The 19183-nt window shown below is 74.7% G+C and carries 22 protein-coding genes and 1 pseudogene; 6 read left to right on the forward strand and 17 right to left on the reverse strand.

Features of this window, described 5'->3' with window-relative positions:
• Positions 1–6: 6 nt before the first annotated feature.
• Together AC0IY1_RS16705 and AC0IY1_RS16710 are read right to left on the reverse strand one after the other, a co-directional pair.
• A complete protein-coding gene (locus AC0IY1_RS16705; protein ID WP_471770980.1) occupies positions 7–1527 on the reverse strand; it encodes a DUF2793 domain-containing protein in 1521 nt (506 codons plus the stop codon).
• A 42-nt stretch (positions 1528–1569) separates the two neighbouring features.
• Positions 1570–5459 (reverse strand): annotated as a pseudogene (locus tag AC0IY1_RS16710) (baseplate multidomain protein megatron).
• Positions 5460–5546: 87 nt separating this feature from the next.
• On the opposite strand from AC0IY1_RS16710, the gene AC0IY1_RS16715 reads away from it, so the two are divergent.
• Together AC0IY1_RS16715 and AC0IY1_RS16720 are read left to right on the forward strand one after the other, a co-directional pair.
• Positions 5547–5801, forward strand: coding sequence for a type II toxin-antitoxin system RelE family toxin (locus AC0IY1_RS16715; RefSeq protein ID WP_103710487.1), 255 nt, complete (start codon positions 5547–5549; stop codon positions 5799–5801).
• A 56-nt stretch (positions 5802–5857) separates the two neighbouring features.
• Positions 5858–6232, forward strand: a complete 375-nt coding sequence (locus AC0IY1_RS16720; protein ID WP_055946011.1) for a helix-turn-helix domain-containing protein — start codon at positions 5858–5860, stop codon at positions 6230–6232.
• Here AC0IY1_RS16720 and AC0IY1_RS16725 read toward each other — a convergent pair.
• Genes AC0IY1_RS16725 through AC0IY1_RS16735 form a run of 3 tightly spaced genes read right to left on the reverse strand, consistent with a single transcriptional unit; the run spans position 6229 to position 8561 of the window.
• Entirely contained in the window at positions 6229–6699 is a 471-nt protein-coding gene (locus AC0IY1_RS16725; protein WP_471770983.1) for an NlpC/P60 family protein, read from the reverse strand. The genes AC0IY1_RS16720 and AC0IY1_RS16725 overlap by 4 nt on opposite strands.
• Positions 6700–6721: 22 nt before the next feature.
• Complete coding sequence (locus tag AC0IY1_RS16730; protein ID WP_471770986.1) at positions 6722–7615, reverse strand: DUF2163 domain-containing protein; 894 nt, start codon at positions 7613–7615, stop codon at positions 6722–6724.
• A gap of 40 nt (positions 7616–7655) precedes the next feature.
• On the reverse strand, positions 7656–8561 hold the full coding sequence (locus tag AC0IY1_RS16735; protein WP_471770989.1) for a LysR family transcriptional regulator: 906 nt from the start codon (positions 8559–8561) through the stop codon (positions 7656–7658).
• Positions 8562–8708: 147 nt separating this feature from the next.
• Between AC0IY1_RS16735 and AC0IY1_RS16740 the strand changes: the two genes are divergently transcribed.
• Positions 8709–9323 (forward strand): glutathione S-transferase family protein, encoded by a 615-nt coding sequence (locus AC0IY1_RS16740; protein ID WP_471770992.1) that lies wholly within the window; start codon positions 8709–8711, stop codon positions 9321–9323.
• Positions 9324–9351: 28 nt separating this feature from the next.
• Positions 9352–10302, forward strand: a complete 951-nt coding sequence (locus AC0IY1_RS16745) for a pyridoxamine 5'-phosphate oxidase family protein (RefSeq protein WP_471770994.1) — start codon at positions 9352–9354, stop codon at positions 10300–10302.
• Here the strand turns inward: AC0IY1_RS16745 and AC0IY1_RS16750 are convergent.
• From AC0IY1_RS16750 to AC0IY1_RS16785, 8 genes are read right to left on the reverse strand one after another with little or no spacing between them, the layout of a single operon-like run.
• Complete coding sequence (locus AC0IY1_RS16750) at positions 10283–10936, reverse strand: phage distal tail protein, Rcc01695 family (protein WP_471770997.1); 654 nt, start codon at positions 10934–10936, stop codon at positions 10283–10285. The genes AC0IY1_RS16745 and AC0IY1_RS16750 overlap by 20 nt on opposite strands.
• Positions 10937–10956: 20 nt before the next feature.
• On the reverse strand, positions 10957–11532 hold the full coding sequence (locus tag AC0IY1_RS16755) for a phage tail tape measure protein (protein WP_471771001.1): 576 nt from the start codon (positions 11530–11532) through the stop codon (positions 10957–10959).
• Positions 11533–11548: 16 nt separating this feature from the next.
• On the reverse strand, positions 11549–11767 hold the full coding sequence (locus tag AC0IY1_RS16760) for a phage tail assembly chaperone (RefSeq protein WP_055945989.1): 219 nt from the start codon (positions 11765–11767) through the stop codon (positions 11549–11551).
• Positions 11764–12087, reverse strand: coding sequence for a gene transfer agent family protein (locus AC0IY1_RS16765; protein ID WP_055945986.1), 324 nt, complete (start codon positions 12085–12087; stop codon positions 11764–11766). The genes AC0IY1_RS16760 and AC0IY1_RS16765 overlap by 4 nt, the downstream gene beginning before the upstream one ends.
• Entirely contained in the window at positions 12087–12494 is a 408-nt protein-coding gene (locus tag AC0IY1_RS16770) for a phage major tail protein, TP901-1 family (protein WP_471771004.1), read from the reverse strand. The genes AC0IY1_RS16765 and AC0IY1_RS16770 overlap by 1 nt, the downstream gene beginning before the upstream one ends.
• Before the next feature lie 48 nt (positions 12495–12542).
• Positions 12543–12977, reverse strand: a complete 435-nt coding sequence (locus tag AC0IY1_RS16775) for a DUF3168 domain-containing protein (RefSeq protein ID WP_103710496.1) — start codon at positions 12975–12977, stop codon at positions 12543–12545.
• The gene (locus tag AC0IY1_RS16780) at positions 12974–13357 is read right to left on the reverse strand and encodes a head-tail adaptor protein (protein ID WP_471771007.1); all 384 of its coding nucleotides are present in this window, start codon (positions 13355–13357) and stop codon (positions 12974–12976) included. The genes AC0IY1_RS16775 and AC0IY1_RS16780 overlap by 4 nt, the downstream gene beginning before the upstream one ends.
• Before the next feature lie 24 nt (positions 13358–13381).
• Positions 13382–13951, reverse strand: coding sequence for a head-tail connector protein (locus AC0IY1_RS16785; protein WP_471771010.1), 570 nt, complete (start codon positions 13949–13951; stop codon positions 13382–13384).
• A gap of 40 nt (positions 13952–13991) precedes the next feature.
• Between AC0IY1_RS16785 and AC0IY1_RS16790 the strand changes: the two genes are divergently transcribed.
• Positions 13992–14801, forward strand: a complete 810-nt coding sequence (locus AC0IY1_RS16790) for a S1 family peptidase (protein ID WP_471771012.1) — start codon at positions 13992–13994, stop codon at positions 14799–14801.
• 113 nt (positions 14802–14914) lie between these two features.
• The gene (locus AC0IY1_RS16795; protein ID WP_471771015.1) at positions 14915–15862 is read left to right on the forward strand and encodes a S1 family peptidase; all 948 of its coding nucleotides are present in this window, start codon (positions 14915–14917) and stop codon (positions 15860–15862) included.
• Between the two features lie 74 nt (positions 15863–15936).
• Here AC0IY1_RS16795 and AC0IY1_RS16800 read toward each other — a convergent pair whose 3' ends face one another.
• From AC0IY1_RS16800 to AC0IY1_RS16815, 4 genes are all read right to left on the reverse strand, one after another.
• On the reverse strand, positions 15937–16116 hold the full coding sequence (locus AC0IY1_RS16800; RefSeq protein ID WP_471771018.1) for a substrate-binding domain-containing protein: 180 nt from the start codon (positions 16114–16116) through the stop codon (positions 15937–15939).
• A 162-nt stretch (positions 16117–16278) separates the two neighbouring features.
• On the reverse strand, positions 16279–16530 hold the full coding sequence (locus tag AC0IY1_RS16805) for a hypothetical protein (RefSeq protein ID WP_103710500.1): 252 nt from the start codon (positions 16528–16530) through the stop codon (positions 16279–16281).
• 1 nt (position 16531) lies between these two features.
• Positions 16532–17635, reverse strand: coding sequence for a hypothetical protein (locus tag AC0IY1_RS16810; RefSeq protein ID WP_471771021.1), 1104 nt, complete (start codon positions 17633–17635; stop codon positions 16532–16534).
• A gap of 179 nt (positions 17636–17814) precedes the next feature.
• Positions 17815–19149 carry a phage major capsid protein gene (locus AC0IY1_RS16815; protein ID WP_471771036.1) on the reverse strand — a complete coding sequence of 445 codons (1335 nt, stop codon included), beginning with the start codon at positions 19147–19149 and terminating at the stop codon, positions 17815–17817.
• Positions 19150–19183 lie beyond the last annotated feature (34 nt).

Genomic DNA, 19183 nt, shown 5'->3' on the forward strand with positions numbered 1-19183 from the left:
CGCGGATCAGGGACCGGCGGCCGCCTCCAGGGCGGTGAGCCGGGCCTCGAGGCCGCGGGCGAGGAACAGCAGCAGCTGGTCGGTGCGGAAGCCGTAGCGCTCGCCGGCCTCGCGTCCGGGGCACGCCGCCCGCGCCGGGACGGCCGGCGCGATCGTGGTGCCGTCCGCGTCGCGCACGGCCTCCGTGCCCGCGACGGCCTCCTGCGGGGCGACCGCCGGCCATTCATCGCGGCAGACGAAGCCGTAGGCGAAGGGATCGAGACCCTCGGCCTCCAGGATCGCGACGGCGCGCTGGACGGTAAGGCCGACGTGGCGCCGGGCCCCGTCCCCCTTCCGCGCCACGGCGTCATGGAACCGGAAGGTGCCGATCTCCCGGGCCAGGCTGCGGGCGGCGGCGATCTCGGCCTGCGAGAGGGCAGCGACCGGCGTCTTCTCGCGGGCGTCGGAGGTGCTGATCGCCCCGGTTCCGGCGTAGAGCACCGAGGCGCGCAGCGCCGGCGTGCCGAGGCTCCAGCTGTTGTCGGCGGTGTGGGCGATGATGCCCGCGACCCCGAGCCGCGTCGTCGCGGGAGTGCTGGTGCCGAGGCCGAGATTGCCGTCCGGTCCGAAGCGCGCCGCCTCGCGCAAGGCGCCGGCGCGGGTGCCGTCCGCCGGCTTGACGAAGACCGCGAGGCCCCCCGGGAAGCCGCCCGACGTTCCGCCCGTTCCGGCGAGGCCGGCAACAGTCCAGGACAGGCCCCCGCTCGACGCCTGCATCGTCAGGCCGCCGGCCAATCGGCTGCCGTCGGGAGCGGCTGCCGTGGCGAGGTCCTGGGTCAGGCGGAGGGCCGGCGCCCCGAGGAGGGGGGCGGGGAGCGGCCCGGCGAGGTCGACCCGGCCCGTCGCCCGGTCGACCCGCAGCGCCTCCCGGAATTCGCCGGTGTCGGGCGCGACCTTGATCGTGAGATCGTCGTTGCCCGACAGCCCGATCTCGGCCCGTCCCGTGAAGGCGCTCTGGAACAGCAGGGAGAGCACGTTGCCGGGCGCCTCCTTGTTGAGGGTGTAGCGCAGGTCGCCGGTTCCCCCCTCGGCCGTCGTCAGGGCGGTCCAGAGGGCGGTGTTCAGCTTGGCCGCGAAGGGGTTGGCGGCGTCGGCCGTGGTGCCGATGCCGAGGCGGGTCAGGGTCTGGAGCTGCCGGAGGGTGCTGCGGAACCCGACCCATCCGGCCGCCGTGAAGACGTAGAGTTCGTCCGCGTCGAGGATCCAGGCGAGCCAGCCCGGTTTCGGCGCGAGGCCCCGCCAGCGTCCGTCCTGGAACTGGGCGATCTGGCCGGACAGGCCGGTCCAGGCCCCGGTCGGACCGGCGCTGAGAACGAGGTAGCGGTCGCCCTCGGCGGGGCTGGCCGGCGGGGCGCCGAGGTCCTTGTCGCGGCAGGCGAGCTGCACGAGGGCGTCGAGCTGGATCAGGGCCTCGTTGTGGGTGACGTGCTTCTGGGCCTGGCCGGCCGCGATCAGCGGCAGCGCCAAGGTCGGGGTGGTCTCGGGCATCGTCCGGCTCCGGGCTTCTCGGGACTGGGGGGAATCGCGGGATCAGGCGGGCTCCACCGGCACCTGCGCCCGGGTCTCGGGGCCGGGCCCGGCCGCCGCGCCGACCTGCGCCACCGCCACGTCGAGGCGACTCTGGGGTGCGCCGAAATCCGCCGTCTCGTCCGCCGTTGCGTAGAGGAGGTCCGCGCGGTCCGCGGTCAGGGTCCGGAGGGGCCGGCCCTCGGCGGCGTAGAGCGTGACCCGGTAGGCCTCGGGCTCCTCCAGCGGGACCTCGACGGCGTCCCAGGAATCGCCGTCGCGCCGGGCCCGACGGATCCAGGCGAGGCGCACGCCCCCCGGCGCCCGCCGCGCCCGGAGGTGGACGGGGCGCAAGGGGCGGAGGGCGGTGAGGCCCGCCGTGGCGCGCAGCGCGACGGTGGCCGGATCGGCCGGATCGCGCGCCGCCGGGCCGATGCGGTAGCGGAAGGGACGGCCGGCCTCGTCGAGGCGCTCGACCAGGGGCACCACCGCCCCGTCGAGGCGCACGATCAGGCTGCCGGCCGGGGCCGCGCGCCCCGCCTGCGCCTCGCTGCCGGCAAGCCCGCGCAGGAGCCCGGTGAGCCGGTAGGTGTCCGGGCCCACCAGCGTGGCGCCGGCGGCCGCGATCAGCTCGATCGCCCCGTCCCCGGCGCTGCGCACCGCGAACAGGTTGCCGCCCGCCAGGGCCGCCGCCTCGCCGATGGCCTCGAGGTCCCCGGCATGGCGCAGGCGGACCGTGAGGGCCGTGCCCCGGTCGAAGCGCCAGAGCGGGCCGGGCGGCAGCAGCGCCAGGGTCTCGCCGAGGCAGGCGGGGTGGTCGACGAAGGCCTGCGGCACCAGCGGGGCGTCCTCGCCCTCCGCCCGCCAGATCGCCATCGGCCCGGGCCAGGGGTCGGCCGTCACCGCCAGCGCCTGCAGGGCGGTCGGGGTGCCGCGGTCGGCCGGCAGGTCGAGGGCGACGGCGAAGGGCGGCCCGGCCAGGGCCGGCACCGCCCGGCGCGGGCGCGATCCGGCCGGTTCGCCCGCGCGCGGCGCCCGGCCCTGGAGGGGGACGCCCCGCGTCTCGATCGTGCGTCCGCGCGGACTGTCGGCGATGCGCAGGATCCGGTGCGGCAGGCGCTCCCCCGGCAGGACCAGGAGGTCGCCCGGCGCCAGGTCGATCCGGCGCGGGCTCAGGGTGAAGCGCGCGGTGTCGCGGGCCGCGAGGGCGGCGTCGAGGGCGGCCTCCGCCAGGGCTTCGGCACAGGCGCGCCGGGTCACCACGGCGGCCTCCATCCGGGTCTCGCGCCGGCGCCGGCCGGTCGGCCGGGTCGCGGCGGCGCTCGCCCGGCGGTACTCGGCGGTCTCGCCGTCGGTGAAGCCGATCGCCAGGGAGCGCGGCAACTCCGCCTCCTCGGCCCGGACCCGGGCCAGGGGCGCCTCCGCGTCGCGCAGGACCACGAGGTCGTCCGTCGCGAGGGGCAGGGGCACGGCCCGGCGCGGACCGCGCACGATCAGCGTGCCGGCCGCGGCGGAGACGTCGAGGCCGTAGAGCTGCGCCAGGGGCTCCAGGGCCGCCCGGGCCGACATCGGCCGGTCGATGACGTAGCCGTCGAGGGTCGCGTCTGCGGTGATGGCGGCCGGCACGGTGATCCCGAGATCGGCCAGGATCGCGGCGACGAGCCGGTCGAGCTCCAGCCCCTCGATCCGACCGCCGATCCAGTGTCCCACCGGCCAGTTGCCGGCATCGGCCCAAACGGTGTCGAAGTCGGGAAAGGCCGGGTAGGGCCGGGCGTCCCAGCACCAGACGAAGATCCCGTCCGCCGGCACCATCGGCCCGCCATAGACCGGCGAGACCGGGTTGTGGGCGGCCTCGAAGCCGGGCAGGCCGGCGTCGAACCGCCCCAGGATCGCCGCGAGGCCGCGGGCCTGGATCAGGTCGTCGCGGCTGCCGCGCGAGGCGGGCGGGCGTTCTCGGCGGATTTCGGGTCGGGGAAGACGTTGGGGCCGTTGGTGCCCTTGTCCACCGCCGGCACTCCGATCTCGGTGAGCCAGATCGGCTTTCCCCGCGGCACCCAGGCCGTCGCGCCGGTCTCGAGACCATCGTCCCGCTCGACGTGCGGGTTCGCCCACCAGCCCACGAGGTCCTTGGCCCGGAAGATCCAGGGCTTGGCGAAGCGCCCGTCGGTGATCGGGGTGCGGACCTGCGCCGCCCGGTCGGCCTCGCCGGCATAGGACCAGTCGAAGGCCTCGCCGGCCCCGAGCCGGCCCTTGAGGTAGGCCGGGTCGTAGATCGAATCGGCGAGCGCCAGGTCGGCATGGGCGTCCCCGTCGCGCCAGTCGGTCAGGGGCGGGTAGTAGTCGATCCCCACCGCGTCGATGGCCGGGTCCGCGAACAGCGCGTCGAGGGGGAAGCGGACTGTGGCACCGCCGTCGCGCACGTCGGCGCCGTATTCCGTCCAGTCGGCGGCGTAGACGAGCTTGACGTCCGGGCCGAGGCGCTGGCGCAGGGCCGTCGCCAGGCTGCGGAAGCCCTCCACGGCGGGGTAGCGGCCCGCCTCCGCCCGCACCCGGGTGAGGCCGACGAACTCGCTGCCGAGGATGAAGCCCGCGAGCGGATTCCCCGCCGCGGCCCAGGCGGCCGCCAGGGTCGCGTAATGCAGCACGAACGGACGATACTGCGCGAGGAAGGCCGCCACCTGCGCGCCGGCCGCGGCGCTGCCGTCCGGGCTCGCCGGCTGCCCGGGGGCGGGGTCGCAGGTGATGCGCCCGCGCCAGGGATAGGCCGGCTGGCCGGCGGCGGCCGGGTCGCGCGGGTCCGGCCGGGCGTTGCCCGCCGGCACGTCCATCATCACGAAGGGGTAGAGCACCACCGCGAGGCCGCGCCGGTGCAGGTCGGCCACCAGGCGGGTCAGGCCCGCATCCGAGGGCGTCCCGCCATAGGCCGGGCCGCCCCCGGGGCCGGTCGAGACGGGCGCCACCTGGTCGCGGCGCAGGCCCGCCACCGACCAGACGTCGCCGCTCGTCACCTTGGCGGCGTTGTCCACCCGGGGCGCGAGGGTGCAGCGCCCGGCGCGCAGGTCGTCCCCGAACCAGCTCGTCACCACGGAGACGCGGGCCAGCCGCGGGCAGAGCGCCTGGAGCGCGTCGAGGGAGGCGGTCACGTCGGTGCCCGCCTGCAGCTGGAACCGGTTGGCCGGGCGGGTCGTGCCGTAGCCCGCCTCCTCGGTGACGCGCAGCGGGTCGAGGCCGAACTCGGTGGAGCCGGGGATGAGGCAGACCGCCCGGATCATCCCGGCGAGGCCCGCCACGGGGCGCAGCACCTCGAAGGCGAATTGCGGGATCCGGTTGCCGAACGCGGCGAGCGCCAGGCGCTCGAACACCACGTAGGCGAGGCCACGATAGGCGGGCGCGTTCGCCGCTCCCTCCTTGGCGACGATGAGCGGGTCCGGCGCCTGGTCCGCGTCGCCGACATGCAGGCGGAGGGTGACCGTGGTCAGGTCGAGCTCGCGCCCGTCCGCCCAGACCCGCCGGATGCCCGCCACCGGGCCCTCGCACAGGCCGATGGCGAGATCGACGAAGTAGGCGTAGCTCGTCCGCTTGACCTTGCCGCCGCCGATGCCCTTGCCGCCGGCCGCGCTGGCGGCGGCGGTGCTCGCCACCTCCAGGGGCCGGGTCGCCCAGATCAGGGTGCCGCCGATGCGGGCCCGGCCGTAGACCCGCGGGATGGGATCGCCCTCGCCGGAGCTGAGCCCCGCCACGTCGGAGAGGCGCGGCCCCTCGACCGTGCGCCCGCCCGCCAGCCCTCCGAACAGGGCGGCGTCGATGCCGGAGCCCGCCGCCGCCCCGAGGGCGCTGCCGATGATCCCGCCGATCGGCCCCCCCATTGCCGTACCGGCCGCCGCCCCGGCGGTTTGCAGGATCAGCGTGGCCATGGCGGGCTCCGATAACGGGGGGCGAGGACTGAGACGTCGGGGCGATGTCACCCTTGCGGCGATATAGCTTTATGCTATGTTTTAGAGGTGAAACGGATCGCTTACAGCAAGGCGGCTCTGAAGACGCTGAGCCGGATGCCGGCCAACGTCTCGGCGATGATCTGCGCCAAGATCGCCCTGCTGGCGGCCGATCCGGCCACCCAGGCCAACAACGTGAAGGCCCTCAAGGGCGAGCCGGGAGTCTTTCGCCTGCGCGTCGGCGACTGGCGGGTCCTCTATACGGACCAGGGCGAGATCCTCGCCGTGATCCGGGTCGCCCCTCGGGGCAGCGCCTACGAATGACCTTGCCGAATGGGACATTGCCGGCTCGGATTTCCACCCCTGATGGATTCTCACCCATGAACGCCCAGACCATCGTCACCCCGGCCGGCGAGCGCCTGGTCGTTCTGTCGGAGGCCGATTTCCGCGCCCTGAGCGAGGCGGCCGAGGACAATGCCGACCGCCTCGCGGTCGGGGAGTTCCGCCGCCGGCTCGCTGCCGGCGAGGAGGAGTTGCTGCCCTCCGGGATGGTGGACCGCATCCTCGGCGGGGAGAACCGCATCCGCGTCTGGCGCGAGCACCGCGGCCTCACGGCCCGCGCCCTGGCGGAGGCCGCCGGGATCGCCCAGCCCTTCCTGTCGCAGATCGAGACCGGCAAGCGCGAGGGCACCGTGGACACGCTGCGCCGGATTGCCGAGGTCCTGTCCGCCACGATCGACGACCTCGTCGGCTAGGCCCCACCCCCCACGCCCGGGAAGCGGAAGGCGTGGGCGAGGTGGCGGCGCCACCAGGGCGTCAGCGCCACTTCCGTGACGGCGGCGCCGTCATGGGCGTGGATCATCGTGCCCGCGCCGGTGGCGAGGGCGCAGTGCCGGGCCGGCAGGGAGGCGCGGAAGCGGAACAGCAGCACGTCGCCGGCCTGCGGCGGACCCGCGGCGGGCACGAGGTGGCGCCCGGCCGCCTCCGCCAGGGGATCGCGGCCGGGCGGCGCGGATTCCGCCCAGGACGCGGCGTAGGGCGGGGCCGCCTCGGGCTCCGGGCCGAGGGCCTCGCGCCAGACCCCGCGCAGCAGCCCGAGGCAGTCACAGCCGACGCCCTTCAGGGAGGCCTGGTGACGATAGGGCGTGCCGATCCAGGTCCGCGCCAGGGTGACGATCGTCTCGGGGGTCATGGTCTGGGGGGGCATCGTCTCGGATGTCATCGGTTCAACTGTCATGGCGGCCTCACCGGAACAGGCTGCCGCCGTCGAGGCCCGGGCCGGAGCCGGGGGCGGAGCGCAGCACGAAGTCGTTGCCCGGCAGGTGCGGGAAACCCTGGAAATTCGGCACGTTGGCGAACTTCTCGCGGCAGGTGGCGAGGCGCTTGTCGCAGCCGGCCGTGAGACGGAAGCGGTCGCCCGGCGCCACCGGACGCGGCGGGGCCTGCCAGAGCTCCAGGTGGATCGTCCCCGTCGCGCCAGCTTGGTCGCGGATCTCGGCCTCTTGTCCGGCCTGGCCGTCGCCGATCCAGGCGAGGCGCCCCCCGGCGAACCACCCGTGCGCGAAAGACCCCGCCAGGGCGACGGCGAGGCGGCCGGGCTCCGGCACGGCCAGCACCGTGCCGGTGGTGGCGAACCGGGCGTCGGTGCGGTCCACGCGGCAGCGGGCATCGCCGAGGTCGGCCCCGCAGGTGGCGCGGTAGGTCCGGCCGCGCTCGGCGTCGAGCTGGTCCATCAGCCCGCGCAGTTCGGCCACGAAGGCGGTACCGGCCCGGCGCACCTCGCCCACCGTGCCGATCGCCAGGAGCAGGCGCGTCTCGGGCCGGTGCCAGTCGACCAGCCAGGTCTCCACCGCGGCGGCGTCGTAGAGCCCGCCGGCGATGTCGGAATCGGTGAGCCCGACCGCCGAGAGCGCGCCGGCGACCTCGCCGCCGCCGATGGCGAAGCCGAGCTCGGTGCTGGCCTCGGCCGCCTCCAGCCCGGAGCGGGCGGCGTAGGTCAGGCCGCCGAAGCGGAGGTCGCGGTCGTGGTCGGTGAAGCCGAGGCGGGCGCCGTCGCGCCGGGTCAGGGCCCAGCAATGGCAGAGCGTGGTCGCCCCGCCGGCGAGATGCGCGGCGAGGTCGGGGGGCAGGTCGCGCATGGTCCAGGCTCCTCGGCAGGCGGTCCGGCCGGCGGGATTCTCAGGCGCGGGCCGGGTTGACCCGCGGGTCGGCCCGGAGCCGCGCCACCGCGAGATCGATGAAGGCCCGCACCTTGGCGGGCGCCCGCCGCCCCTCGGGGCTCACGACGTGGACCGGCATCGCCGCCGCCTCCGGATCGTCGAGGACGAGGCGCAGGCGCCCCTCCGCCACGGACGGGGCGACCTGATAGGACAGGAGCCGCGCGAGGCCCTGGCCGGCCAGGGCTGCCGCCAGCACGGAATCGATGGTGTTGCAGGTCAGCCGCGGCCGCGGCGCAGCGCTCCCAAAACCCAGGCTCCCAAAACCCGGGCTCCCAAAACCCAGGCTCGCCGAGCCGATCACGGCATGGTCGGCGAGGTCCCGCGCCGTCCCGGGAGTCCCGTGCCGGTCGAGGTAGTCCGGCGCGGCGCAGAGCACCCGGCGCACGGTGCCGACCCGGATCGCCGCGAGGCCGGAATCCGCGAGAGGGCCGATCCGGACGCCCACATCGGCCCCCTCCTCGATCATGTTGACGACGCGGTCGAGGAACAGCGCCTGGGCCGAGGCGGCGGCGTGGTGCGCCAGGTATTCGGTCAGCACCGGCAGCACGTAGAGGCGTCCGAACTGCACCGGCGCCGTCACCGTCAGGGTGCCGGAGGGCGTCGCGTAGGAGCCGGCCGCGGCGGCCTCCGCCTCCGCGATCTCCGCCAGGAGGCGCCGGCAATCCTCCAGGTAGCGCGCGCCCGCCTCGGTGAGCTTCACCGAGCGGGTCGTCCGGGTTAGGAGTCGCGCCCCGATCCGCGCTTCGAGGGCCGCCACCGCCCGGGTCACGGCCGGCGGGCTCATGGAGAGCTGGCGCGCCGCTTCGGCGAAGCCCCCAGCCTCCGCCACGCGGACGAAGACCCGCATCGCCTGCCACCGATCCATGCCGCCCTCCGCCACTCCCGATTATTCCATTTTGTGGAACGGTGGCTTGCAGGGAAAGCGTATTCTGCCCAGGCAGGTGATGGTCTTGAATGCGGATGACGCCGGCGCCCGGCTCGGGTGCCGCCCCTGTCCCCGAGGAGACCTGCCATGAAGCTGTTCCACGTCGCCCTGTCCGGCCACGCCCACCGGGCCCGCCTGTTCCTGTCCCTGGTCGGCCAGCCCTGCGCCATCGTCGAGGTCGACCTCGCTCGGGGCGAGCACCGGGCGCCGGACTTCCTCGCGCTGAATCCGTTCGGCCAGGTGCCGGTGCTCGTCGACGGCGAGACGGTCGTCCCGGATTCCAACGCCATCCTGGTCTACCTGGCCAAGCGCCTCGGCCGCACCGACTGGCTGCCGGAGGACGCGGCCGGCGCGGCGCGGGTGCAGCGCTGGCTCTCGGTGGCGGCCGGCCCCATCGCCTTCGGCCCGGCGGCCGCCCGCCTGATCACGGTGTTCGGCGCCGCCTTCGACGCGGCCGAGGTCATCGCCCGGGCCCACGTCATCCTCGGGCGTCTCGAGGCCGAGCTCGCCGGGCGGTCCTGGCTCGCCGCCGACCACCCCACCGTCGCGGACGTGGCGCTCTACAGCTACGTCGCCGCCGCCCCCGAGGGGAACGTCGACCTCGCCCCCTACGGCGCCGTCCGCGCCTGGCTCGCCCGCATCGAGGCCCTGCCGGGCTTCGTGCCGTTCCCCCAGACGCCGGCAGGGCTGCGCGCCGCCTGACCCTCACCCTTTCCGCAGGAGAACAAACATGTCTCCCACCGACGTCCCCTCCCGCTCGCCCATGGAAATCCGTCCCGCCCCGCCCTGGCACGCGGGCGAGACCGCCCTCCAGGCCCGGGTCGGCGTCGCCGAGCGGATGGCCGAGCTCGGCCCCCGCGTGATCCGCGACCACCTGATCGAGCAGCACCAGGCCTTCTATCGCCAGCTGCCCTACGTGGTGCTGGGGACGGTCGACCCGGACGGCGAGGCCTGGGCGACGGTGCGGACCGGGGCGCCGGGCTTCCTCGACGCGCCCGACCCCGCGCACCTGCGGGTCCGGGGGGCGCCCCAGCCCGACGATCCCGCCGAGGCGGGGCTCTCGGACGGTGCCGCCCTCGGCCTCCTCGGGATCGATCTCGGCACGCGGCGGCGCAACCGCCTGAACGGCACGGTGATGCGCGACGGGCCGGACGGCTTCGCGATCCGCGTGGCGCAGAGCTTCGGCAACTGCCCGCAATACATCCGGGTCCGGACGGATCCCGAAACGGTCCCGCCGGCGCCGGCCGCCCCGCAGCGGTCGCACCACCTGGACGCGCAGGCCCGCGCCCTGGTGGCGGGGGCGGAGACGCTGTTCGTGGCGAGCTACGCCGTCGGCGCGGACGGCCGCCGCCAGGTCGACGTCTCGCATCGCGGCGGCCCCGCCGGCTTCGTCCGGGTCGGGGCCGACGGGGTCCTGACGGTGCCGGACTATTCCGGCAACCGGTTCTTCAACACCCTGGGCAACATGCTCGCCAACCCGCGCGCCGGGCTCCTGTTCGTCGACTTCGCGACCGGCGACCTGCTGCAGATGACCGGCCGGCCCGAGGTGGTCCTCGACGCCCCCGATCTCGCGGAGCTTCCCGGCGCCGAGCGCCTCTGGCGCTTCACGCCCCGCACCGTGATCCGGCGCCCGGGCGCCTGGCCGCTGCGGTTCGCCCCGGCTACGGCACGATCTCGATGAGCGGCACCCGCGGGATCTCCCCCGCGGCGAAGGCGGACAGGTCGACGGTGAGGTCGTCGGTGTCGAAGCGGACCGGCACGTCGAAGGCGAAGCCCGCCGTCACCCGGGCGCCCACTGCCGGCACGGCGTCGGCCGCGAAGGTGAGCCGGCCGGTGCCGGCCTCGCAGGCGACCTGGGCCGCCGGCACCGCGACGCCGTCCACCGCCACCCGCACGCTCTCGGCCACCGGCTTGGCGATGGTCCGGCGATAGGGCGCGGGCCCGGTGCCGTAGGTCTTGGCGAGCTGGAACACGCGGGTGGTCCCGTCCCCGAGGCCGAGGAACTGGTCGGTGGCCGCGATCCCGCGCGAGGGCGGGCCGGACGTGGCATCGACGCGGTCGCGGTAGCGGAAGCCGTAGAGCCGGCCCCGCCGCTCCTCGAAGAAGCTCAGCACCGCGTGCAGGGCGTCGAGGGTGCGGATGCCGAAGCCGGCATCGTAGCGCCGGCGGGAATCGGCCCAGCGGCTGTTGCGGTGCTCCCGGCCCGAGGCCAGGGTCACGATCTCGGTGAGGCGGCTGGGGCCGCCGCTGCCGCGCAGGGCGACATCGAGGGGGAAGCGGACCTCGTGGAAATCGCTCGGCGGGTCGTCGGCCATGGTGCGTTCCTCCTTTCGCCTCAGAGGCCGCGCCGGCCCCGGGCCACCGCCCGGGCGAGGCCGGCGGCCACCTGCGCCTCCGAGCGGCGGAAACTCTCGAGGTCCGGGGTGGCGATGTGGATGGTCACCGGGGCGGCGGCCTGGCCGCCCGTCGCGACGCCGAGGCGTCCGTCGCTGCCGCGCTTCAGCGGCAGGATCGCCTCCGGCCCGGCCTCGCCCATCAGGCCGAGGCCGTCGCGCATGGGAAAGTAGGTCGGGGCGGCCACCACGCCGCCGGCCGCGAAGGGGCGCACCCGGCCCTGCTGCAGGACTCCGCCGGCGGAGAAGGCCGCGTCCGCGCCGGCTCCGCCCGCCCCGAGCATCCCGTTCACCAGCCGGGTGATCCCGGCCCTGACCGGGCTGAGGGCCGCCTTGGCCGCCATGCCGGAGAGCTTCGTCGCCAGGGTGCCGAGCACGCTGTCGAGCTGGCGCCCGGCCCCGACATTGAGGCTCAGCGCCTTCGACAGGCTCCGGCCGAAGCGCTGGGCGAGCCCGTCGAGGGTCTCCAGCTGCCGGGCGCGCGCGGCGGTGCTGCGGTCGGGGTCGGTCTCGGCCATGGCGGGGTCCCTCGCATCAGGTCGGGTCGGGGAAGCGGGCGATCAGGTCCCGCAGGGCGGCCCCGTCGAGGGCGGTGCGGGGCCCGGTGAGGCCGGCGGCGGCCATCAGTTCGCGCGGCGTGGCGCGCCAGAAATCGCGCGGTCGCCAGCGCAGGCGGGCAAGGCCCAGCGCCAGCACCTCGTCCCACGGGAAGGCGGAGGGCGGCTCCGGCGCGGTCCCGCCCGTGGGGCTCAAGGGGTTTCGGGGGCCTCCCCGAAGGCCGCCGCCAGCACGGCGCCGATCGCCGTCCCGATCGCGTCGAGGTCGCCGGCCAGCGGCAGGGCCGCGACGGCCGCCGCGTCGAGGGCGTGGCCGCCGCCCCGCAGGGCCGCGCCGAGGAGCGCGATCAGGTCGCGGCTCCTGAGCCGCCCGTCGCCGAAGCGGGCGGCGAGGTCGGTGAGGTCGGCGGCCCCGAGGGCGTCCTCGAGCTCGGCCAGGGCCCCCAGGGTGAGGCAGAGGGTGTAGCGCTCGGCGCCCAGGGCCAGGGCCACCTCGCCGCGCCGGCGGTTCGCCATCAGGCGGCCGTGAAGGCGAGGGGGCCGGCCGAGTCGAGGGCCATGTCGAAGGTCACCTCGCCCGCGTGATCCTCCCGGTATTCCAGGCTGGTGATCTGGAAGGCACCCTCCAGGGTGCCGAAGCCCGGCACCACGATCTGGTAGGTCTCCAGGGTGCCGTCGAAGAACACCTGCCGCAGGCGGGCATCGGAGGCCTCGTCGCGGAACACTCCGGAGCCCGAGAGGGCGGCCCGGCGCACCCCGGCCCCGGCCAGGAGCTCGCGCCAGCGCCCGGCGGAATCGGCGTTCGTCACGTCCACCGTCTCGGCGTTGAAGGCGACCTGGCGGGCCCGCAGGCCCGCCACCGCCAGAAATCCGCTGGCCGTCGAGATGCGGATGAGCAGGTCCTTGCCGCGTTGCGCTGCCATGGGGGGCTCCGAGATCGGGATTCGGGGGCGGGGTTCGGGGTTCGGGACTCAGGCGGACAGGCGCTCGGTGATCGCCCGCAGGGTCAGGGTGGCGCGGGCCTCGCCGCTGGCGGGATCGCGCCGCACCGCGATGGCCTCCAGATCGAGGCGCACGAGGGCGTGGCCCGAGAGGGCGAGCGGCGCGTCGAACAGGAGGTCGGCGATGCGCTCGGCGGCATCCACCGCGCTGCGGAGCGAGCCCGGCCGGGCGAAGACCGTCAGGGCGAGGGCGTGCCGATGGCGCCGGGCGCCGTCGACGGAATCGTCGCGGATCTCGGCGTCCCCGAACAGGGCGTAGACCGGCGCGACGCCCCGGGGCGGCTCGTCGGCGAGGCGCAGGGAGCCGCCCATCAGGCGCGCCAGGGGCGCGTCGGTGGCGAGGTAGGCCAGGATGGCGGCGCGCAGGGCCAGGAGCGGACTGGTGGGGGAGGGGGCGAGGCTCATGCGTCGGCCTCGACCATCCGTTCCTCGACCATCCGTTCCTCGACCATCAGTTCCGCGACCTCGCAGACGAGGTCGCGCCGGCGCCCGTCCGGATCGCCCGCGCTGCGCACGGCGAAGCGGCGCGGGCCGCTGGCGAGGCGCATCGCCGGCGTGACCGTGGGGCCGAAGCGGAAGCGGACCCGGTGGGTGGCGACCGCCTCGGCGCGGTCGAAGCGGAGCCGGTCGACCGGGCGCAGGAGCTCGATCGCGCCCCAGAGCAGCGGACCGGCCTCGAACCGGCGCACCACGCCGCCGAAGCCGTCCGGCGTCTCCACGGGACGTTCGAGCACGAAGCGGCGGCGGCGCGCGCCGATGGGCACGCGGGTGAGGGGCTGGGGCATGGCGGAGATCTCCGGGACGAAGCGCTAGAGGCGCATCCGCCGCAGCGGCGCGACCAGGGCGGCGAGGGCCGGCGGGGGACCCGCGTCGCCGGGCCCGTCGCCGCGATGCTCGAAGGCGTGGGCCACGAGGAGCCGGATCGCCTGGACCAGGGCCGGCGGCAGCGGCGGCCCGGCGCCGCCGTAGCCCGCCTCGACCTCGACCAGGGCGGCGCGCCGGTCCAGGGCCGGCACCGCCGGGTCGATGACGAGGCCCGGCGCCTCGATCCCGTCCGGGCCGAGCCGGACGAGCCCGGCGGCGAGGTCGGTGACGCTGCCGCCGGGGTCGACGAGGCCCGCCCGCGCCACCGCCACGAGGGGGCTGAGCGGCAGGGGCAGCCAGCCGTCGCCGGGCCAGGCCGTGAGCATCAGCCGATAGCGCCCCGGCGTCAGGATGCGCCGGGTGGCCACCTCCACCTGTGCCCGGGCGGCCGCGATCAGCCGCTCCACCAGGGGATCCTCGGCGCCGCCGTCATCTGGGTCGAGGCGCAGGACGCCGCGCATCTCCGCCAGCGTCACCGGCTCGACGAAGGCGCTGTCGACGCGTAGTGGGGTCATCGTCGTCTCCGTGTGGGGGCCGTCCAGGAAAGGGATCGCGATGGCGCGCAACGCTGGCCGGACCCGCCGCGCGGCGCGGCGCGGGGGCCTCGCCTCGCTGAGATCCCTGATCCTGCCGGGATCCCTGCTGGGGGCCCTGCTGGTTCTGGGTCCGCAGGTCTCCGGGCCGGCCGGCGCCGTGGTGGGCGGCCGCCCCGCCCCCGAGGCGGCGGGCTCGGCCGTGATGGTGCTGTCCGCGAATGGCGGCGTCTGCACCGGCATCGTCGTGGCCCCGGACGCGGTGCTCACCGCCGCTCACTGCGTGGCGGCCCGCGCCGAGCACCGGGTGCACTACAAGGACGCGACCGGCGCGCCGGTGCTGGCCGAGATCGCCGCCCGCGCGCTCCATCCGGGCTACGATGCCGGCGCGGTGGCGGGCCGCCGGCGCTCGGTCGACCTCGCCCTGGTGCGCCTGGCCAGCCCCCTGCCGGCCCGCTTCGTGCCGGCCGCCCTCAGCGCCGCGATGCCGCGGGCCGGCGAGCGCCTGACCCTGTCCGGCTACGGCGTCGCCGCCGCCGGGGACGCCCGCAGCACGGGCACCTATCGCAGCGTCGAGCTCGGCGTGATCGAGCCCCACGGACCGAGCCGCATCCTGGTCTGGCTCGGGGCCGGTCCCGGCGGCGCCAGCGCCTGCCAGGGCGATTCCGGCGGGCCGATCGGGGTCGGGCCCGCCGTCCTCGCCGTCTCCGCCTGGGCCGCCGGCAAGGCCTGCGGCGGCGTCTCCCAGGGCGTCCTCCTCGGCCCGCAGCGCGACTGGATCGACCGGACCCTGTCGGGCTGGGGCAGCGCCGCGCTCTGGTCCGGCGCCTGAGCGGATCCCGCGGGACGAAACGTCCACGGAACCAGAGCTTGGCCGAGCCATTGCGTTCCGATAGGCTCCACGCCGTTCTCGTCCAGAACATCGCCGGACGCGGGAGAGACACGATGTTGCCGACCGCGTTGCGCAAGGCTGCCTTCAACACGATGACGGCCCCGAACACGCAGGCTGCCCCCGGCAAGGCTGGGCGCCCCGCCCCCCGCCCCGCCCGCCTCCGGATCGGAGCGACGGCGCTGGCCGCGGCCCTCGGCGCGCTGGCGCCCCTGCCGGCCTTCGCGGTGATCAACGGCGAGGTGTCGCGCGATCCCAACGGCCTGCGCGCCTCGGTGGTGCGGATCGAGAGCACCCAGGGCGAGATCTGCTCGGGCACGCTCATCGCCCGCGACCTCGTGCTCACCGCCGCCCACTGCGTCATGCACCAGGCCGGCTACAGCGTGGTGGCGGTCGACCGGGCCTTCCGCCAGCGCCGCATCAACGCGATCGCCTTCGCCATGCATCCCGACTTCGTGCCCGGCACCACGCCGGAGGACCAGCCGGGCATCGACCTGGCGCTGATCAAGCTCGCCGAGCCCCTGAGCGACGATTTCCAGCCCCTCGATCCCCGCGGCGGCGCCATCAACACCGGCGACGCCGTCGACATCGCGGGCTTCGGCGTGGTCGCGGAGAACCGGCGCAACACCGCCCGGACCCTGCGCCAGGCCCACCTCGTCTCCATCGGCTCGCTGCAGGTCGCCAACCGGGTCACGGTGGTCACCGACCGCCGCCGCATGGCCGAGACGGCGGGCGCCGGGGCCTGCCTCGGCGATTCCGGCGGGCCGATCCTGCGCGGCGGCCCGGGCGGCTACCAGATCGTCGGCGTGGTGAGCTGGTCCAGCGGCGCCATGCGCCAGGATCGGAAAGCCCGCACCGCCTGCGGCGGCTTCACCGCCGTGACGCCCACCGGCGAGCATGCCGGCTGGATCAACGCCCGCGCGGCCGAGTTCGCCCGCATGCCCTCCGGCGCCGCCATCGGCGCGACCCGGTCGGACTGGATGGCCAAGCCGGGCCGGCGCTAGGCCGATCGAGCCGCCGCCAGGCCCGCCACCGCGAGGCCAAGCCGGGGCGGCGCGAGGCGAAGCCCAGGGCCGGCCTACGGCACCGGGCGGGTGCCGGAAGGGGTCATGCCCGTGCTCCGGAATGCGTCCGTGGTCCGATCCGAGGCGAGAAACGCCGTCAGCCGTCGCCCGGCCGCGACGTGGCGCGCGCGTTTCAAGAGGGCGGCGCTGAAGGTCTGGACGAGCTGGACCGCGTCGGGGAGCGGCCCTACCACCGTGATGCCCGGGATGGTGCCTGGTCGGTTAGGGCGAAGCTGCCTTCCATGCGATGGTCGGGGCCTTGCGCTCGTGCCGGCGTCCGTTCCCGGCCGCGGGCCCGCTGACGGTGGCCCTGGGATCGAGATCTGTGCCGATCCGGGCCGGTACGCTGGGACGCTTCAGGGTTTGAAGGCGAAGGTCGGCCCGGTGACTTCGACTTCCACCGCGAAACTTCCAAAACGATTGGGCAATTCCTGCGCCGCCGTCTCGGACTCGGCAAAGACCCTGAAGGTCCAGTCGTCTCCGCGCGCATTCACGCCCAGCCCGACGGAACAGTCGTCCCGCCCGGCGATGTACTGGGCCGTGAAGGCTTCCTTGGCGGCGACGGCCGCCGATTTCGAAGCCAGCAGTCGGTTACGCGAGTCGCCCATGTCACGCTCCTGCAGCGGGGACGTAGATCTCGAGGGCCAGGGCATCCAGAACGGTGCGGATCGGATTTCCGTAGGTGATGCCGCCGCCGCGCGGACCGCCCCCGTCCGTTCCGGCAAACAACAAGGCGATCGGGCTCCCGTCCTCGGCGCAAATCAGAGACCCACTGTCGCCACCTTTCGAGAATGCACCCTTCATACCACTGATTGCAATCTGCTTGTTGAACATCGCAAACTTGGGACGTGCGCCACTCACCATCTGGACGCGGATATTGTCCACCTCGATCGCCTCGACCACACCCTCTGTGTAGCGTGTCGTGCGCCCCACCTTGCGGACCGGCATGCGCTCCATGACCAGCTCGTCGATCGCCCCGATGCTCCAGGAGGTGGCCCCTGGGATCGTGTGGCCGACCCGGCTGGCTTCGCAAACTTGGTTCTGATCGAGGACTGCAAAGGCGCAATCCACGAGATTGGACATCGTTGGATCGAAATCAATCGGGACGAACGTCTTCAGCTTGGCGACCTCATGGGCCGGATTCCCGATCCGGCCGCCATCGCGCCGCCCGGGCTGGAGAATGACGTCCGTGATGCGGCCCGTATTCGTTGCGGCCAGAACATGATTGTTCGACAGAATGCCCACGACCCCGTCCTGATCAATCCCGAAGCACCCGATCGTTCCGGCGGTGACACGTGCGTGCCCGACGGATTCCCCCATCAGAAGGGGCCGACAGGGTTTGACGACGGGGCCAAGCTGGCGTCTGGCGCGACCGGTCACGATGATCTCGACCTCACCCTTCGCAATCCGTTGCGCGGCTTCGACAACAGGGTGATGCCTCAGCTTCTGGTGCTGGAGAAACAATCCGACCTTCAGGTCCGAGGCGCGGGCATGGTCCGGTCCGTAGCGCAGGATGCCGACTGCGATCTTCTCCTTCGGGTGAAACGTGCGATCGCGCCGGGCGCGCAGAATCTCGGCGTGGGCTTCGGTCCCGGGAAGCGGGGCAAAGGTTGGTCCGGATTGATCGCCCGCGAAGGCGCTGGCCGTTGGTGCGTAGCGAAAGGCTTCCAGGAAGACTTCGGCCTTCGCGTTCTCGGCCCCGTCGATGTTCATGCCCACACGCCCTAGAATTTAACTTGAGGTTGTTCTGAGGCAAAATCGGGAGCGTGTCACGCCGCAGATCCGTCCGGAATCACCCAGGGGGGTGGCATGCCCCTGGGTTGTACCCTGAAATCAACACCCGTGTTCTGTCACGCGACGCCCCCGGGCCCGGGGGTCCGGGGGCGTCCGGCTCAGGCGGCGAAGGCCAGGAGCTTGATGGCGTCGAAGTCCTGGACGCCGCCGCCGACGCGCTTGGTGATGTAGAACAGCACGTAGGGCTTGGCCGAGTAGGGGTCGCGCAGCACCCGCAAGCCGGCGCGGTCCACCACTAGGTAGCCGCGGCGGAAATCGCCGAAGGCGAGCGAGAGGCTGTTGGCGCCCGCGTTCGGCATCGCCTCCGCCTCCGCCACCGGGAAGCCCATCAGGGTCGCCGCGCGGTCGGCGGCCAGGGGCGGCTGCCACAGGTAGTTGCCGTCCGCGTCCTTGAACTTGCGGATCGTGCTCTGCAGGCGCCGGTTCATCACGAAGGTGGCGTTCTGCCGGTAGCCCGCCCGCAGGGCGTAGACGAGGTCGAACAGCACGTCGGACGGGTTCGCGGCCGCGAAGCCGCCGGAGACGCCCGTCGCGACGGTTCCGATCTTGCCCGGCACCCAGGCGGTGTTCGCCACGAGGTCGTAGGTCAGGAAGCCGCGCGGGCGGCTGACCCCGTTGCCGGTGACGAAGGCGGTGCTCTCCTGCTCGGCGAAGGCCGTCTCGACCTCGTCCGCGAGCCAGGAATCGAGGTCGACGATGGCGTCGTCGAGGAGGGTCTGCGTCGCCGCCGGCATGGCGTAGAGCTCCATGGCCGGGAAGGTCAGCTCGGACAGGAGCGGCGTGTCGGTCTGCGGCCGCGGCGCCGTCTCGGCGACCCAGCCCGAGACCGCGTCGCGCACCGAGACCGCGCGCTTGTACTGCCCGCCGGAAATGACCCGGACCGTGGCCAGCGACCGGATCGGCGACAGGTTGGCGAGGCGGGTCAGCACCATGCGCTCGACCTCGGCCGGCACGAGGTAGCCGCCATCCGGGCCGGAGCCGGCCGAGAGGGCCTTCTCCTCGAGCCGCTTCAGGCCGCCGCTCTCGCCGGCCCGGACGTAGAGGTCGAAGGCCGCCTTGTGCTCGACGCTGGCCGCGTCCCGGGGCGCCGGCGCACCCTGTCCCAGGGGCGGGCGGCGGCCGTCGAGGGCGAGGCGGTCGAGCCGGGTGCGCGCCGTATCGAGGGCGGCGTCGATGCGGGCGAGCTTCTCCTCGGTGAGCACGTCGCCGGGGACGCGGCCCTCGATGGCGGCCAGCCGCGCGTCGTTGGTCTCCTTGAACGCCTCGAAGGCGTGGGCGAGCTCGGCCATGGCGGTGGCCACCCCCGGATCGTTCGGGGCCGGCTCGTGCGGGGCGCGGCCCGCGGCCTTGTCCTCCAGGAGCGGCAGGGCGCCCTTCACCTCGGGGGCGTGCGGGGCGGCGGCGTGGGTCTCGAACGGGACGGGAACGGTCATGCGAACCTCGCGGGGCGGGCGGGCAGGATGGCGG

Source organism: Methylobacterium sp. AC690, assembly GCF_979256535.1.